This is a genomic window from Rhizocola hellebori, assembly GCF_016862955.1.
Lineage (GTDB): Bacteria > Actinomycetota > Actinomycetes > Mycobacteriales > Micromonosporaceae > Rhizocola > Rhizocola hellebori.
This window is the reverse complement of sequence record NZ_BONY01000057.1, coordinates 42,039-58,208: the sequence shown is the minus strand read 5'-3', so window position 1 is coordinate 58,208 and position 16,170 is coordinate 42,039. Positions and strand designations below refer to the sequence as shown.

Sequence of the window (16,170 nt, the reverse complement as noted above, 5' to 3'; positions counted from 1 at the left end):
GGCGGGGACCACCGGTTGTGGTGGTCCCCGCCTATTGCTGTGTCAGGCCGTCACCCGGAAGGTGGCGTCGCTGCGGCCCTGAGCGGTGGTGATGGGGTCGAGGCGCAGCAGATAGTTGAAATGGCGGATGTATCGATCCGGGAAGCTGTAGGACTGGAAGGAACTCCAGCCCGGGTCGGCCAGGCCCGCGACGCGGCGGAAGGTGGCGTCCGCGGCGAAGCCCGAGGTGCCGTCGCTGGCCGCCAGCACGAAGTCGAAGCCGGACTGGCGCAGGTAGTAGCCGGGGAAGTTCACCGACTGGATCGAGACGTAGCCGGAGCTGTTGGCCAGACCCGGTACCAGACGGAACTGGGCGTCCTGGGCCGGGTTCACGTTCGGGTCGATGCGCACGTCGAAGTTGACGTGGCGCACGTAGCGGTCCTGGAAGTTGTACGACTGAAGGCGATTGACCGGCGTGGAGGCGCCCCAGCGGGCCAGCACGCGGCTCTGCTCGGCGGCGGTGATGCTCAGGATCGAGCCGTGCCGTTTGCGGCCGGCGCCCATGCTGTAGTCGGTGCGGGTGCGGAAGTTCTGCGTGCTGCCCAGGTTGGTGGAGCTGATGGGCATGTATCCGCGCCCGGTGGCGAACTGGTCGAGCCACAGGTTCCACTCGTCGCGGCCGTTGAACTGCGCCCACATCGGGCCTTCGACCACGTTGCCGCCGGTGGCGCCGTTGGAGATGCCCAGGTGCGACAGATTTCCCAGCGTCGTCCACGAACCCAGGATCGAGTTGCTGGCCTCGATGGTGATCTGGCCGTCGGCCGAGGCGCGGTAGTAACGGTACCCGCCAAGGCTATTGGGCACTTCAATGATCTGCGTGTCGATGACCCCCTGGCTGCCGGCGCGCTCGATGAACAGCTGTGGCGCGGTGAAGCTGCGGAAGTCGCTGGTGCGCACATACCAGATGCGGTGCTTGGTGACGCCGTTGCGCGCGGAGTTGGTGGCCCAGTACACGACATAGTCACCGGTCGCCGCGTTGTAGATGGCCTCTGGGGCCCAGGCGTTTCCGGCGCCAGGGATGCCGGCAGCGACGTTGATCAGCCGTGGTGCCGACCAGTTCACCAGGTCCGCCGACTCCCATACGACCAGGGAGGTGCTGCCGCGGTTGGCCGCGTCGCTCCATGAGGTGCCGCTGGCGATGCGCAGGTCGGTCGCCACGATCCAATAGCGATCGCCGGCGGGGGAGCGCACGAGCGCGGGGTCGCGCACCCCTCGCGTGCCGATGGCGGAGGTGAGCACCGGCCCGCCGTTGTTGAGATCGGTCCAGGTCAAACCGTTGGTGCTGTGGGCGAGGTAGATCTGCTCGCCGTTGGCGGACTCGCCGGTGAAGTGGGCCATCAGGTAGCCGGTGAACGGATCGAGCGCGACCGCCGCGCGTTGGGCCAGCACGGTCGATCCCGCCACCATCACGACGATGGCGGTACACAGGGCACTCATCCGGGCAATAGATCTAGACATGTCGCTGTCTCCTTAGCGGCTGAAGGTCGATGCCGATCGCCCGGATCACGGCATCGCCGGGCTCCAATGTACGCCGTGCGCCGCTGGTGCTGTGACTGCGAGCCGGTTAGGCTGCAAATATCGAGCAGCGCCGATGCTGCCGATCTCTGCTGCGGAGTGTGGCTGATGCGGTTGATCCGGTCGAGGCGGGTGCGGCATCGGATGATGGGCGCCGTAACCGGCGCGCTCGCCCTGATGCTGGTGGCCAGCGCGGTGCACGTTTTCGGCAGGCCCCTCCTGCCGCCGGCCGGTGCGGGAGAGCACGAGAATCCGGCCGAGCCCTACGAGTGGATGTGGTTGCAGCGGGCCAATCCGGATGGCTCCATCCCGGCCACCGCCTACCGCGACGCGCTGGCGCGCACCCGGCAGATCGAGGGTGAGACCCGTACCGGCGATCCCCAGCTGGGGCAGGCGAAGTGGCAGCTGCTCGGACCGAGCAATGTGGGCGGGCGTCTCATCGACGTCGTGGTCGACCCACGCACCCCTGGCATCGTGTACGCGGCGGCCGGCACCGGCGGCGTATGGAAAAGCACTGACGGCGGCGTCACTTTCGCCGCCGCCTGGTCGGACAAGCTGCCACAGTCGATGGGCGCGCTGACGATCACGCCTGACGGCACGCTCTACGCCGGCACGGGCGAGCCCGACCACGGCGGCGGTGGCTCCTACTACGGCGCCGGGGTGTACCGCTCCACCGACGGCGGTGCGAGCTGGAGCAGCCTGGGCCTGACCGACACCGGCGCGGTCGGGCGCATCGGCGTGGATCCGGCCGACCCACGGCGCATTCTGGTCGCCGCGCAGGGGCGGCTGTTCGACACCACCGGCGAGCGCGGCGTCTACCTGTCCGAGGACGGTGGGGCGAGCTGGCGTCAGGTTCTGCAGGGCCGCAACGACTCCACCGGCGCGATCGACCTGGCCATCAACCCGGCCGACCCGAACATCGTGCTCGCAGCCATGTGGGACAAGCTGCGCTTCCCCGACGGGCGCGAGTACGGCGGCCCCGGCTCCGGGGTGTACAGGTCCACTGACGGTGGCCGCACCTGGGCGCGGGCCGGGGCGCCGCTGCCGGCGGTGGAGGCCGAGTCGGGCCGGATAGGGGTCGCCTTCGCCCGCAGCAATCCCAGGCGCGCCTACGCCATCACCAACGACCGCATCGGCAACCTCACCGGCTTCTTCGTGTCCTACGACGCGGGCGCCAGCTGGACGCGGCCGCTGACCGGCGAGCCCGCGCTGGACGCCGGCGACGGCGGCTTCGCCTGGTGGTTCGGCCGGCTGTGGGTCGACCCGTTCGACGCCAACCACGTGTTTTCGGCCGGGGTGCCGATGATGGAGTCGCGCGACGGCGGCTTGTCCTGGATTTCCAGTCCGGGCAACAGATTCCACGCCGATCAGCACGCCCTGGCGTTCGACCCGCACCAGCGTGGCCGCGTCTACCTCGGCAACGACGGCGGGCTGTACTGGTCGGACAAGAACGGCGACGTCACCGGGCCGTGGAGCAGGGCCAGCGTGCAGCCCTACATGCAGTTCTACGCGATGGATGTCAGCGTGCAGGATGTGACGCGGGCGTCGGGCGGCACCCAGGACAACGGCTCGCTGCGGTCCTGGAACGGTGCGAGCTGGAACCTGTACCGCGGTGGCGACGGGATGATGAACCGCATCAACCCGGTCGACCACAACAACGTCTTCGCCTGTTCGCAGAACGGCGGCTGCGCGCGATCCGACAACGCCGGCGACACCATGACCTCCATCCGCGCCCGGTTCGCCGGGACCCGGTTCAACTGGGTGTCACCGCTGGAGATCTCGGCCGGCGGGGACACCGTCTACTTTGGATCGAACATCCTCAACCGCTCCGACGACCGCGGTGTCACCTGGCGGGCGGTGAGCCCCGATCTGACCGGCGGGCCGACGCCGCGCAACTCCACCTCGTACGGGACGATCACCGCGATCGGCATCGCGCCCACCGACAAGGAGACGGTGTACGTCGGTACCGACGACGGGCGGCTGTGGGTCACCGGCAACGGTGGCGGCACGTGGACCCGGCTCACCGACCCCGACCTGCCCGACCGGTGGGTCACCCGGGTCACCGTCGACCCGCAGGACGCGCGCACCGCCTGGGTCGCCTACTCGGGCTTCAAATGGGAAAGCGAAACCCAGCCCCACGTGCTGATGACCAGCGACGGCGGCGCGAGCTGGGTGGACATCTCCGGCGACCTGCCGCAGGCACCGGTCAACGACGTGATCCGCCATCCCAAGCATGGCGACTGGCTCTACGTCGGCACCGACATGGGCGTGTTCTTCACCCCGAACCTGGGCCGCGTTTGGCTCAAGGTCGGCGAGAACTTCCCGGCGGTCCCGGTCAACGACCTGCTTTTCCACGAGGAGACCAAAACACTGTTCGCGGCGACGTTCGGGCGCAGCATCCTGCAGACCACGATCGGCGACGGCTCAGAATGAGGCCGGTCAGGTCCATATTGGACCCGACCGGCCGTCAAATGCTTGTCAGAGCATCAGATTCGCCGCCGCAGTGCGCTTACGAAAGCTAGAACGCCCAGCACGAGAGAAATCAGGACCAGGATTCCAGTTTCCGTCCACTGGAATTGCCAGAACTTGGTCGACGGGTGAAAGTACACGACCTGGGTGTAGCCCTCTTCGAAGGCGCACTGGTAGTACTTGACGCTTGCAGACACCGCCCGGCACGCGTCGGCGATCGCGTTGACCATGGTGGCCCGGGAGACCTCCTGCCCGGAAGTGGTTAGCCAGACATCCTTCATGAGGATGGCATCGGCTGGCAGCGGGCTCACCTCGGCGCTGACTTGCACCGCTCGTTGCGGCGCCGCGTAGAAGGGGCGCGCCGCGAACACCCCGAAAAGCGAGACGGCGAACACTGCGAGGGTGACTGCCATGGCAGGCAAAGTGCGCCTTATCGTTGCGCCTGCGGCAACGCCAAGCGCAAAGGAGAACAACCACCAGGCGCCCGGCACGACGCCGGCGACGGCGAAGAGCCCCTTGTCGCCGAATGCGTCACCCAACCCGGTACCCCGGAAGGTGGACAGCCATGCCGTGGTCATGCCGCCGAGAGCGAGGCCGCTAAGGACGGTTGTCAGCCCCAGCAAGCCAAACTTCACGGTCAGCCAGCGGCGCCGCGGGACCGACTGGGTCCACGCAAACTTGTGGGTGCCATGTTCGAACTCCTTGGCCAGCAACGGGGCGCCCCAGAACGCGCCGATCAGGGCCGGTGCCACCGGGAGCCAGCCAATCAGCTGATATATCTGCTGGTAGCGGAGCCGCACTTCTTGCTCGAAGGCAAGACAGTCCGGTCCGGTGCCAGGACAGCCAGCTGAAGCGCGGTCACGGATAAAGTCTGCGGTCAGCAAGCCATGCACGAGCAGTATCGTTCCGAGCACCAGCAGCAGCCCAGCGGTGAGCAGCACCGGTGTCCGGTGCTGCCTCCAGGTAACCCACAACACGATCGATCTCCTTCGTTGTCAGGCACTGGCCAGGTTCGGATGAGGCAGCACGCCAACGTTGGGCCGACGCAGGTAGGCCAGCACGAGCTGCTCAAGATTCACCGCGCTGATGCTCCAATCAGGATGGAGCACCGGTTCGCTGGTCTGGATGCGCGCCACGCACGTCAGTTGCCTGGCTGTTCGACTCTGGTCTATGACTTGCACCTCCTCCAGCAGCCGATCGGCCAGCTCGACCGGACCGGAGATCATGCGGTGGCTGCTGAGGAGCTCCTCGATATCGCCGCACAGCTGAACCCGGCCGCCGTTGAGCAGGATCAGCCAGTCACACGTGTCCTCCAGATCGGATACGACATGGGAAGACAGCAGAACGGTTATCTCTGTCTCCGCGACCTCTGTCATCAGGCTGCGCATCACCTCGTTTCGGGCCAGCGGGTCGAGGTTGGCCAGGGGCTCGTCGAGGACGATCAGATGGGGCCGTTTGGCGATCGCTGCGGTCAGCGCCACCTGCGCCTGCTGGCCGCCGGACAGTTTGCCCACCTTGCTCTTCAGCGCAATCCCGAGCGCGTTGAGCCTGTTTTCGGCGAGGCCGTTGTCCCACTGGGGATTGAGGTGACGACCGAAGCGCAGGATGTCGGCGACCGTGAATCCTTCATACAGTGGCTTGTCCTGCGCCATAAACGCGACGCGGGACAGCGCGGCCGCCTGCTGCCCGACCGGTTCGCCCAACACGTCAACGTTGCCGGTGGTCGGCGTGAGCAGGCCCACCACGATGTGCAGCAACGTGCTCTTGCCCGCACCATTCGGCCCCACCAGGGCGGCCACTCGCCCGGCCGGGATGTGCAGTGCGCAGTCTCGCAGCGCCCATGTTTGCCTGTACCGATGCCCAAGCCCGGCCGTTTCAAGGGCCGTGGACGGTCTGCTGGTGCCCGTCTTCATCCAACTTCCTTCCGCATCGAGTTCGTGACTACAGAGGTGATGAGCGCCTCAACGTCTTCCCAGTCCAGCCCTGCCTTGCGCGCCGCATGCACCCACTCCGTCAGGTCGCGGGATAAGTTGGCCTTGTCCGTCACCGACCCGCTTCCCAGGGATCGCCGAACGAATGTTCCCAGCCCAGGACGTGCCTCCACGAGGCCGTCACGCTCCAGCTCCCGATATGCCTTGAGCACTGTGTTGGGGTTGATCGCGAGTCTGGACACGACCTCCTTGGCCGTTGGCAGTCGATCGCCTGGCTTTAGGACGCCGAGCCGCAAGGAGTGCTTCACCTGGTTGACGATTTGCTGGTAGGTCGGTACGCCAGATGCCCGCGCAAGGTGAAAGTCGATCACGACAACCATCATTTCACTATTCGGTTAGTGGAATGATGTATTCATTCACCGCCGTTGTCAAGCAACCTCTTGGTAAGCCTCGGATTGGAGGCGGAAGAGGCGGGCGTAGGTCTCGTCTGCCGCCATCAAGGATTGATGGGTACCCTCCTCGATCACTTGGCCGTCGTCCAGTACGTAGATCTTGTCCGCGCCGCGCACGCTGGAGAACCGATGCGAGATCAGCAACACGGTCCGCCCGGAGAACAGGTCACGGATGCTGGCAAGGAGAGCGGCTTCGGCCTGTGGATCAAGCGAGGCGTTCGGTTCGTCGAGGATCACGAATGGCGCGTCGCGATAGAACGCCCTAGCGAGGGCCAGCCGCTGCCATTGTCCTAGCGATAGGTCCGAACCACCGGTGAACTCGCTGCTCAGCAAAGTGTCGTACCCGCGCGGAAGGTTGGCGATGAAGTCATGTGCCCCAGCCTGATGCGCGGCGGCGACGATCCGGTCCATGTCGACGGGATTGCCCGGGGAGCCGAAGGCGATGTTCTCGGCAGCCGACAGTCGATATTGGACGAAGTCCTGGAATACCATCGCTGTCCCGGCCCGCAGCGTACGCAGGTCGGACACTGTCGTGTTGTCGTGCCACAGCGAGCCCGAGTCCGGCTGGTAAAGGCCACCAAGGATCTTGGCGAGCGTGGTCTTGCCTGAGCCGTTGACCCCCACCAGCGCCGTGATCTCTCCTGAGCGCAGGGTGATGCTGACATTTTTCAGGACCGGGCGGGCTGAGCCCGGGTAGGCGAATTTGATCTGCGCGACGCGCAGGACAGTGAAAGGCCCAGCGGCCAACGGATAGGGACCCGGCGCCGGCGACTCCGCGAAGCTACGCAGATCGTCAAGGTAGAGAATCGATTCGCCGACACCGTTCAGGATGCCGCCGACCATCTGCACGCGGTTGGATAGGAGCCAAAGGCCGGCCAGCGCGGCGACCGCGGTGGGAACGCTCACGAGTTTCGAAGCGGCCAGCGCGACCATCGCGCCCATAATGGCGATCATCGCTGCGTCAGAGGACAGCCGGGCCAGGATGCGCCGGCGCGTGTTGCGTCGGTGCATCGCGATCATGTCGTCGATCTCTTTGCTGTACTCGGTTGCCCACCGAGCCCTCAACAGGTCACCGAGCCCCAGCCCCCTTAGCTCCTTCGCCTCGTCTCGCCCGGTCAGGAGCCGTTCGAGGTACTGCCGAATTCGCCGCTGTTCGGCCCACTGGTGGTTCAGGTCGTAGCTGGCCTGACGCTCCTGCCTCGCCGACCGGAAGATTGGCAGCGCACCCAGCGCAGCCAACGGGAGCAACCACCACACCATCATGACGAAAGCGGTGCTGACCGCCGCGATCGTCAGCGCAGCTTGCGCAGCGGCCAGCATGGCCGTGATCACGGTGACGGGTTGGGATCGGGAGGCGAACACGGCTCGCTGCAGGCGGTTGTGAAAATGAGGATTCTCAAATTCGGACAGTTCCGCCTGTGCCGCGGCCCGCAGGACCGTGGAGATGATGTGCTGATCGACCTTCACCGCGAGCACTCGCTGCCGGGCGCTGCTGACAATGCGCAGGATTCCACTGACCGAGCCCAACGCGACCAAGGCGATCATGGTAGGGCCCACCTGAGCCAAACCGAGCGTGGTGCTGCGCGACCCAGCGGCCAGGACGTCGCCGAGCAGGCTGCGCATGAGCAGGAGAACACCCATCAGCCCGGCCGCCATCCCGACCTGTATCGACAGCACCTGAATCAGGCTGCGGCGGTCGGCAGACCAAACCAGCCGAATGGCGAAGGCCAATGGTCTTGAGAGGCGACGGTGACCCATCAGCGCCATTGGCTCAGCCAGGACTGGTGCTCCACGGCAAGGGCCTGGCACACCTCGCGGTACCGAAAGGTGTGCCCCTCATGGGGCAGCAACACCAGCCGCGCCCGGCCGCCCGTGGCGACTATGCACCGGTAGAGATCGACCGCCTGGTCAGGAGTGGTCGCCGGGTTGAGATCCGCGGCGCCGTGCACGATGAGCACCGGACGGTCGAGCCTGTCGGCGAAATGCAATGCGCTGAAGGCATGGTAGATGGTGGGAACCCTCCAGTAGTCGCGCTTTTCGTGCTGAAAACCCGTGGGCGTGAGGGTGCGGTTGTAGCAGCCGCTGTGGGCGATCGCCCCCGCGAGCTCGGCTACGTGGGCGAGAGCGAACAGGGCGAGTGTCGCGCCGAAGCTGTGCCCGCCTACGACCACTGTGCCGTTGTGGCTTGCTGCGTACTCGTTGCGAGCGATAGCCAATGCCGACCTGACGGCGGTGACGATCTGCCGGCGCAACATCTCAGGGTCGGCGTCGTCGGGCCAATCAAGAGTTAGGTCCAGGATGGCGGTAGCGCAGCCGGTGGCCGGTGGCACCTGGCCCGACCCGGCATTGCGGATCCACAGGATCAGCGGATTTGCCGGGTCGGCCGGAAGCAGGTCGACGCGTGCTCTCCCGCGATCTGCTTGCACCGACCGGCTCGTCCCCAGCCCCGCCGAGCCGCTGGCTGCCGGCTTCGGCGGCTGGGTCATGGCTGCAGCAGGGGCTATCGGTTTACGGCTCGTGCCGACGAGGTCTAACTGGGAGCTGCTCCACCGCAATCCGTTGGCGTCGGGGCTTTCGCCTTGGCTGTCGGCATGCTCGATGACAAGGGCGTCGCCGTCGGGTGCCAGTGTCAGGCTCCGGATCAACAGGGGTGGGCCTAGCGCGGTGATGTTCGAGGTTTCCAGGTCGTAAACCGCCGGGCGCGCCGCTGCCAGTAGCGCCAGCTCGCGCTGTTCCGGCTCGAAGGTGACGTACCCGGGCCCGATGGCTTCATACACCGCTGGCCGCCAGGTCGGTCCGGCAGCCGCTGGAGACGGCGGCGCGCAGTCTGATGCGGCGATCAGCAATGCGAGCTGATTCTCAGCGCACCAGACAAGCGGTGGATGTCCCTTGCCGCCTTGGCTGGTAAACGATGTGGCGGCCCTAATATTTGTATAGCGCCGCACTGTGCGAGTCTGATAGTCAGCCACCCACGGTGTGACCTTTGCGCCGTCGAACGCCAGACCGGCCACCACCGGGCGGCCTGGGTGCCAGCTGAGGGTATTTGCCAGCACGTCGACGACCGGAATGGTCCACCGCTCGCTCTGCTCGGCCAGCTCTATGTCTATCTGGACCGGACGTGCCCGAGTGGGGACCAACCCGATCAGGTCGGGGCACACCCTCAGGCTCCGCCATCGGACCGCCTCAGGACGGCACTCGGCCAGAGGTGGGAACGCGGGCGTTGAGATGACTGCGCTGGCGACGCCGCTCGGGGCGTGGTCCGTGGTGATCAGCAAACGTCCGAAGTCATCGCCCACGGTCGCCCACCGGTGCGCCGATGGTGATGGAGTTGATCAGCATCTTCACGGCCCCGATTCCACTGACCGGGGAACAGATCGGGTTTCCGGCCGCGTCCAACGGCAATGCGGAAGGCACCCCCAGACCGTGCAACGCCTGCGGCATCTCGCGTTCCGCCTCGATGACCGTCGTCGTGACCGCGCTGAGACGTGCTGCCTCCATCATGCTCAGCAGGTAGCTCAGCGATCGGCAGGAAGGACAGTCCTCGGAAATGAACAGGTGCACTCCGCTGATCCGCTCCGCGCACGCAGAAGGGATCGCTCGTGTGTTCCTGCGCCGGTGGCCTGCCGCCAACAGGATGCCCCACGTGGCGACCGCGGCCAGCAGCGCCACCGCGACCCGCGGCGCCGGCTGCCCGCCGTCAGTCCTCGCCAGCGCGGCGACGCCCACCGAGGCGAGGGCACCGGCGGTGTTCGCTCCAATGTGGACCCAGCTAACGGTAGCAAGAGCGGTCGCCCCGAAGCATGCGCACCTTTGGCCGCGCATGCCGTAAGCGATGCAGGCAAGCGCGGCGTATGCCACCGCAGCGAGAACTGCGGCCCACCTCCCGGGCAGCATGACCATCGCGGCGGCCACGACGAGTTCAGCTCCGCCGGTAATACGGGGCCCGCGCGGGGCTCGCAGTGGGCCACTGGATATTGGCCATTCGAGGCTGGCAGGGGAGGCCCAAAGCTTCGCAAAGCCAGCTGCCAGAAGCGGACCGGCTAGAACCGCCACAAGTATGTCGGTCAGCGTAGACAGCACGGCTAACTCCTTTATCGGGGTTCCTGGTCGAACACGAGCCATCCGGACTCGAGCAGATGCTTGGTCAGGCGCGCTGCCCGCTCGCCGTCGCTGGCGGCTGTGGCGTCGGCTAGCAATCGGCCGAGGATGTCGGCGTCAGTCTCGCCGTATTCGGCTAGCCGCAGCGTGAGCGAACAGACCAAAACCGCGCCGCCATAGGGCAGCCGGGTGAGAGTGACATGCCGAGCCAGTCTTGGTGTCGTCATCGGTGGTCTCGCAGCCACTGGTCGACCCACACCAGCCGAAGAAGGGGCAAGGCATTCGCGGCGAGCGTCGTGCCGTCGCGCAGAATGTTGATGAGCGGCTGGGGCCGCACGAGGCCAAGATCAGCGAGCGCACACTCACGAGACAGCTGCCGGACTATCTTCTCCCTTTCGCGGTGCAGGTGCTGTATGGCGCCCAGCCGCAGCCGGAACGCGGGCGACGCCTGGCGAAGGTCCTTGACGCCGAGGGCAGCGAGCGCGCCGTATAAAGGGCGGTGGTTTCGAAATGAGCCCTGCCGGATGTTCGCGATTTTGGAGACCGGGAGTGCGCCGGCGGCGGCGATGACTCCAGGATCGAGGGCCGGCATAGCGATCCCGGGATGCCCCCGCTGTTCAATGCCCGCCACCACCCGGCCAAGGACCGGGTCGAGGGCGTCCAGGTGTTCCTTCCAGACCGCCATGGCGGCACGGTGCGCCGACTCAAGGGCCTGTTTGCCTTCGTCGGTAAGCCCGGGCACTCGGCTGCCGCCCGTGGGAGACGGCGGTGGTGTCGCGGCCACCGGCTGCGCGTCCTGGCTCGCGTTAGGCACGTAGACTACGCCTTTGCCCAACAGGACGCGGGCCTCCGCGAGTCCACCAAGCGTGCCGGCAATGTGGAATGGCTCGCAGGCCAGCAACCGCCAGCCGCGCGTGCCCACGCTTACCTCGGGAAGCCGGGCCGACACCACGTCCTCCAGCAGCCCACCGCTGACCAGCGCCACATGGTGGTTGGCCTCAGCCAGCCTGTCGGCCAGAAGCCTGGGCACCTCGGTGTCCAGCAGCGGGGGCAGGAACCTTGGGCCAGTGAACCGATGCCGGTCAAGAAGTTCCGACAGATCGGTCCGGATCCGCTGGATCTCCAGACCCCGGATCTCTGACAGTGCCTTCCTCGCGAACAGCGGGCCGAAGTCGGCATGGATGAGCTGGGGTCGATGGCCTGCCGACAGAGCGCACGCCGCGAGGAACGCCGACGAGACGCCTCCGCTGTAGGCGATGGAGTACTGCGGGCCTAATTTCCGCAATGCCGCTCCCACCGCATCCACCAGACCGGGACCATTCGCCGGCAGTGGAGCTGGACGGCGGGTCACCGTGACGCCGGCCGCATCAAGCCGGACGGTCGTCCCGACTGACAATCGCTGCACGCCGGGTATCGGGACGGCGTCGGGAGCAGCTGCGTACCCCTCGACCAGGAGAAGCAGCGCGCCAGGATCGATGGCCGGTAGGGCGGATCCGGTCACGAATCCCTCAAGATCAACGCCCCATTCGAGCCGGCCATAGCCGAGGCGGTAGTAGACGGCGTCGCCGATGCGGTCCCTGCTCAGCTCGAGCGAAGTGGCTGTGCGTTGCGTCCTTACCCCACAAGACTCGAGGCTCAAGTCTGGGTCGGTGTACCGCAGCAGGCCGTCAACAATTTCCGCTACGCCGAGCACCTTCTTAACCTTCCGCCGAGCGATGGACCACGATGTACTCCTCGTGAACAGGTAGAGAGGTACTCACGACCTCGCCGGCGCATTCGACCCATGCGTAGAAGCCTGCGGGTCCCATACCCGGGGCGAGTTCTCGCCCGAGCTGGAACAACGACCGCACGCCCAGTCGCCGTAACCCTGCGGTGAGAAACAGGGCGTCTTCCACCGGGTCGAGAAAACCCATCAGCAACCGCTGGGCCACTCGTAGCCGCGTGACTGCCTTGCGCGGATTGAGGCCCCGTCCGCGCCTGGTTCGTACTTGTGGCCAATCGTTGAGCCGATAGCTGCCATCGTCTTGCCGAGCAGACTGCACAAAGTCCCGCGCGGTCACCACTGCGCTCACCAACATCGACAACTTCCTCGCCGCTCTGTCCGGGTCTGGCAAATCGTGGGGCCGCCAGGGCGGCGAGGAAGAACTCGCCGCCTGACGACCCGTGAAGCAGTTTCGTGCTACGCCTTGCGGCAGGTCCACCATTCGCAGTAGGACGGGGTGGGCGGGCCGTTGCAGCAGTCCGAGTCCCACCAGCAGCTCTCACCAGGAGACCTGCACTCTTCGGCCACGGTCGTCGGGGCCGCGTACATGTGCTGCTGGAGTGCATTACTGGCCAACCGTGCGGCGATCGATGTCACCGCAGGAGTGTTCACCTTCACTGTTCCTCCTTCCCATTTCTCAGGCCGAAAAGATGACGAGCATCAATTCGGCGGCTGTGGATAGGAGGAAGCTAACGACAGAATGTCTTAACAGGCAAGCGATCTCGGGATTCTCGGACTGTCCCGGATGGATCTGCGACATCGGATCGGCCATAGGCAACGACTGGCTAGGTATCTGTCGGTGATCACGATGTGTCCGTGTTGGACGAAGGCGGCGGCGTCGAACCTGCCCCCTATGTGCATCGACGGTGCGATAGGGTTCAATCTGCCTGATCCGACAGCCAAATCCGCTAGCCCCGTGGAAGTCATCCCGGGGTTTCAACGAAGACCGTGCGAAGGCGAGGCGCCTCTGGACTGTGCTTGTGAAGCGATCTACCTTACCGGCCGAAGCGCGTCCACACGAAAGTGGCGGTTTCGAGCTATGGCAACACCGAGACTCTACGGAGGGGCGCGTGAGCGCAGAGTTTCCAGTACCACAGCCTTATCGTGCGCAGACTCAGAGAGAGTTCGTCGCGCTGCTGCGCCAGCTCAAGGAGTGTTCCGGGCTCACCTACCGCCAGATGGAGATACGCGCGGAGAGACTCGGCTTTCGGCTCGCGCGAAGCACCGTCGCCTCGGTGCTAAGCCGAAACACCCTGCCACGGCAAGAACTTGTGCAGGCGATCGTGCACGCCTGCGGACAGGATCCGCTACCCTGGTTGCAAGCTCGCAGACGGCTCTCCGCCGCCGGGCACAAGCCCGATGCTGAATCCTCAGACGCGCCGGCGCAACCCCGGCAGCTACCTACGCAGATATCGGATCCAATCGGGCGCGAGCGCGAGCTGATGTATCTGACGACTCTGCTGCTTGAATGCCGCAGAAGTGGCGGGGTCCCGATCGTAAGCGGGCCACCGGGCAGCGGTAAGTCGATGCTGGCGGTGGCTGCCGCACGCAAGGCCGTGTCCCACTTTCCAGACGGGCAGCTCTACGTAGATCTCAAGGGATCCACCCCGGGGGCGCTGCCGCTCTCGCCGATCGATATTGCCGGCCGCCTGCTGTCCGGCATGGGCGTCGATGGGGCACAGGTGCCGGCGACGGTCGACGAGGCGGCTGCGCTGTTGCGCACGGTAACCACCGGGCGCCGGGTTCTCGTCCTGCTGGATGGTGCGGTGGCCGCGGCACAAGTGCGATGCCTGGTGCCGCTTGGCCCGGGCGCCGTGGTGTTCGTGACCTCGCGGGCGGGCTTGACGTCTTTGGACGGTTCACATCACCTCAGCCTGACCAACCTGTCGCCAATACAAGCCGTGGCGCTGATGGAACAACTACTCGGCATCGACAGGGTAAGGGCGGAGCCGGCCGCGGTGAGGCGCCTTGCGAAGATGTGCGGATACCTTCCACTGGCTCTGCGAGTGGCAGCCGCCCGGCTGACTGTCCGCCGGGATCTGCCGGTCGGCGCCTTCGTCGAACGCCTTGCCGACCAACGTCAGCGACTCGATGAGCTTCGCATCGACGACCTCGACGTCAGAGCAAGTCTCGAAATTAGCTACCGGCAACTCATCATCGGTGACCAGCCCGATCGCTGTGCTCTGCGGGCCTTTCTGCTCATAGGCGCCTCACCGCAACCTGAGCTCGAGGTGGCGAAAGCCGCGACGCTGCTGGAGATGTCCACAGCGGAGGTGGACCGGGCGATGGAACGGCTCGTGGATGCAGGGCTGGTGGAGAGCATCGGTCCGGGGCGCTATCGCATGAACAATCTCGTGTGGCTGCTTGCGCAGGAACACGCCAGAGCCGAGCAATCGGTATCCACCCCCGGGCCGGCCGCAAAGCTGCCTTGACCACGGCCGGCCGGTATCAAGCGTCCCGCTCGTCGTCACGCACCGACCGTGGGGAATGCTGGCGAGTTTGCCGAGCATGTCATGCCGGGCGACGGTAGCTCGCCATGGAGAAGGTAGCGCGTGGATATCTCGTCGGCGCACTCGTTGAGGCCCAGCGCCGTGTGACCGAAGCTGTCGACGGTGACCAGCGTGGCATTGGCTAGGTGAGACGCCATACTGCGAGCGAAGTCGTAGCGTGTGATCGCGTCGTAGCGGTTGCCCAACAGGAGCACGGTCTCGGCCGTGTTCCTGTTCCAAGGCCCGGAGAAACGGTCGGCGTTCCACCAGTGCACCGGCCACACCGTGCACGGAACACCCTCGAACGCGTGCATCCGCCCGAATGTGGGGGACTCATGCTCCCATAGCCGGGCCAGCACCGGCAGCACCGTGGGCGCCGGCGGGTATGGCTTGTCGAGACAGTTGAAGCCCTGTCCCGAGTCGCCGAACCGGTACGGTGTCTCGCCGGTCGTCTCCCGGCCCGCGACATCTGCGGCGGGAATGGCGAACCAGCCGGCAGAACCGACGTCGGTAGGGCCGCTCTCACGGCGCCCTTCGGTGCCCTGCTGGACCAGCTCGTACAGGTCGGCCAGTGACCGGGCAAGCTCGGGAAGCTGGGCGGCCACGGAAAGACCGTCGACGAGACGGCCGGTGAAATTGCTGAGCGTCACCTGCGTACCGTCTGGCAGCACGACAGGTCCTTGACGCAACCGCTCCCGCAGCAAAACGAACTTGGCCCGCACGTCGCCCTCGCTGAAGGCGCAACTTGAGCCCGCGGCGGTGCAGTAGTCCAAGAATGCGTTGAGCACCAGCTCGAGACCGGCCGCGCGCTGCCGGTCGTACTCGAGCCCGTTGTGCGTGCGCAGCTGCGGGTCGACGTTGCCGTCCAGGACCATGGCGCGAACCCGCTCGGGGTAGAGATTGGCGTAGGTCGCGCCGATCATGGTGCCGTAGGAGAGCCCGACGAAGTTCAGGTGTTCCTCGCCGACGCTGCTTCGCATGAGGTCCAGGTCACGGGCGACGTTCAATGTCGTCAGATGCGGCAGCAAAGGACCGGCGTTGCCGGCGCACAGCAGCGCGTAATCGCGGTACGCGCGCATCGCGGCGGTCACCTCTGCCTTGGTGACGGGCACTACGAGCCTGCTGGCAAAGGTCTGCTCGTACTGTTCCTGGCTCTCGAAGCACTTAACCGCACCACTTAGCCCGACTCCGCGGGGGTCGAAGCCGATAATGTCGTATCGCGCCACTACGTCCGGGGCCAGGATTCGTTCTGCCCGATAGGCCATGTGAAGACCCGACGTTCCCGGCCCACCCGGGTTGACGAACAGTGAACCTATTCGCCGCGCCGGATCGGTCGCTCTGCGGCGCAGCATCGCGATGCTTATTAGATCCTGTCTGCCACTCATGTAGTCACGCGGCACTTGGTACATTGCGCA

13 protein-coding genes are annotated in these 16,170 nt (G+C 65.9%); 2 read left to right on the top strand and 11 right to left on the bottom strand.

The features are described from left to right. Positions 1-42 precede the first annotated feature (42 nt). Positions 43-1,497 (bottom strand): glycoside hydrolase family 43 protein, encoded by a 1,455-nt coding sequence (locus Rhe02_RS34565; RefSeq protein WP_203912659.1) that lies wholly within the window; start codon positions 1,495-1,497, stop codon positions 43-45. Between the two features lie 165 nt (positions 1,498-1,662). On the opposite strand from Rhe02_RS34565, the gene Rhe02_RS34560 reads away from it, so the two are divergent. Continuing rightward, complete coding sequence (locus tag Rhe02_RS34560) at positions 1,663-3,987, top strand: VPS10 domain-containing protein (protein ID WP_203912658.1); 2,325 nt, start codon at positions 1,663-1,665, stop codon at positions 3,985-3,987. A gap of 53 nt (positions 3,988-4,040) precedes the next feature. Here Rhe02_RS34560 and Rhe02_RS34555 read toward each other — a convergent pair whose 3' ends face one another. The 9 genes from Rhe02_RS34555 to Rhe02_RS34515 form a co-directional block, all read right to left on the bottom strand. Then, a complete protein-coding gene (locus Rhe02_RS34555; RefSeq protein ID WP_203912657.1) occupies positions 4,041-5,000 on the bottom strand; it encodes an ABC transporter permease in 960 nt (319 codons plus the stop codon). A gap of 18 nt (positions 5,001-5,018) precedes the next feature. Then, on the bottom strand, positions 5,019-5,936 hold the full coding sequence (locus tag Rhe02_RS34550) for an ABC transporter ATP-binding protein (RefSeq protein WP_203912656.1): 918 nt from the start codon (positions 5,934-5,936) through the stop codon (positions 5,019-5,021). Next, entirely contained in the window at positions 5,933-6,325 is a 393-nt protein-coding gene (locus Rhe02_RS34545; RefSeq protein WP_203912660.1) for a GntR family transcriptional regulator, read from the bottom strand. The genes Rhe02_RS34550 and Rhe02_RS34545 overlap by 4 nt, the downstream gene beginning before the upstream one ends. A gap of 57 nt (positions 6,326-6,382) precedes the next feature. Continuing rightward, positions 6,383-8,083, bottom strand: a complete 1,701-nt coding sequence (locus tag Rhe02_RS34540; RefSeq protein WP_203912655.1) for an ABC transporter ATP-binding protein — start codon at positions 8,081-8,083, stop codon at positions 6,383-6,385. 80 nt (positions 8,084-8,163) lie between these two features. After that, positions 8,164-9,702 (bottom strand): alpha/beta hydrolase family protein, encoded by a 1,539-nt coding sequence (locus tag Rhe02_RS34535; RefSeq protein WP_203912654.1) that lies wholly within the window; start codon positions 9,700-9,702, stop codon positions 8,164-8,166. Continuing rightward, positions 9,692-10,318 carry a hypothetical protein gene (locus Rhe02_RS34530; protein ID WP_203912653.1) on the bottom strand — a complete coding sequence of 209 codons (627 nt, stop codon included), beginning with the start codon at positions 10,316-10,318 and terminating at the stop codon, positions 9,692-9,694. Before Rhe02_RS34530 ends, Rhe02_RS34535 begins: the two co-directional genes overlap by 11 nt. A gap of 179 nt (positions 10,319-10,497) precedes the next feature. Then, positions 10,498-10,731: an actinodefensin-associated protein B gene (gene adfB / locus Rhe02_RS34525; RefSeq protein ID WP_203912652.1), complete on the bottom strand. Its 234-nt coding sequence runs from the start codon at positions 10,729-10,731 to the stop codon at positions 10,498-10,500. After that, a complete protein-coding gene (locus Rhe02_RS34520) occupies positions 10,728-12,197 on the bottom strand; it encodes a hypothetical protein (RefSeq protein WP_203912651.1) in 1,470 nt (489 codons plus the stop codon). The genes adfB and Rhe02_RS34520 overlap by 4 nt, the downstream gene beginning before the upstream one ends. A gap of 4 nt (positions 12,198-12,201) precedes the next feature. Then, positions 12,202-12,582, bottom strand: coding sequence for a lasso peptide biosynthesis protein (locus Rhe02_RS34515; RefSeq protein ID WP_203912650.1), 381 nt, complete (start codon positions 12,580-12,582; stop codon positions 12,202-12,204). A 754-nt stretch (positions 12,583-13,336) separates the two neighbouring features. On the opposite strand from Rhe02_RS34515, the gene Rhe02_RS34510 reads away from it, so the two are divergent. After that, positions 13,337-14,698, top strand: a complete 1,362-nt coding sequence (locus Rhe02_RS34510; RefSeq protein ID WP_203912649.1) for an ATP-binding protein — start codon at positions 13,337-13,339, stop codon at positions 14,696-14,698. A gap of 35 nt (positions 14,699-14,733) precedes the next feature. On the opposite strand, the gene Rhe02_RS34505 is transcribed toward Rhe02_RS34510, so the two are convergent. Then, positions 14,734-16,140 (bottom strand): alpha/beta hydrolase, encoded by a 1,407-nt coding sequence (locus Rhe02_RS34505; RefSeq protein ID WP_203912648.1) that lies wholly within the window; start codon positions 16,138-16,140, stop codon positions 14,734-14,736. Positions 16,141-16,170: the final 30 nt, after the last annotated feature.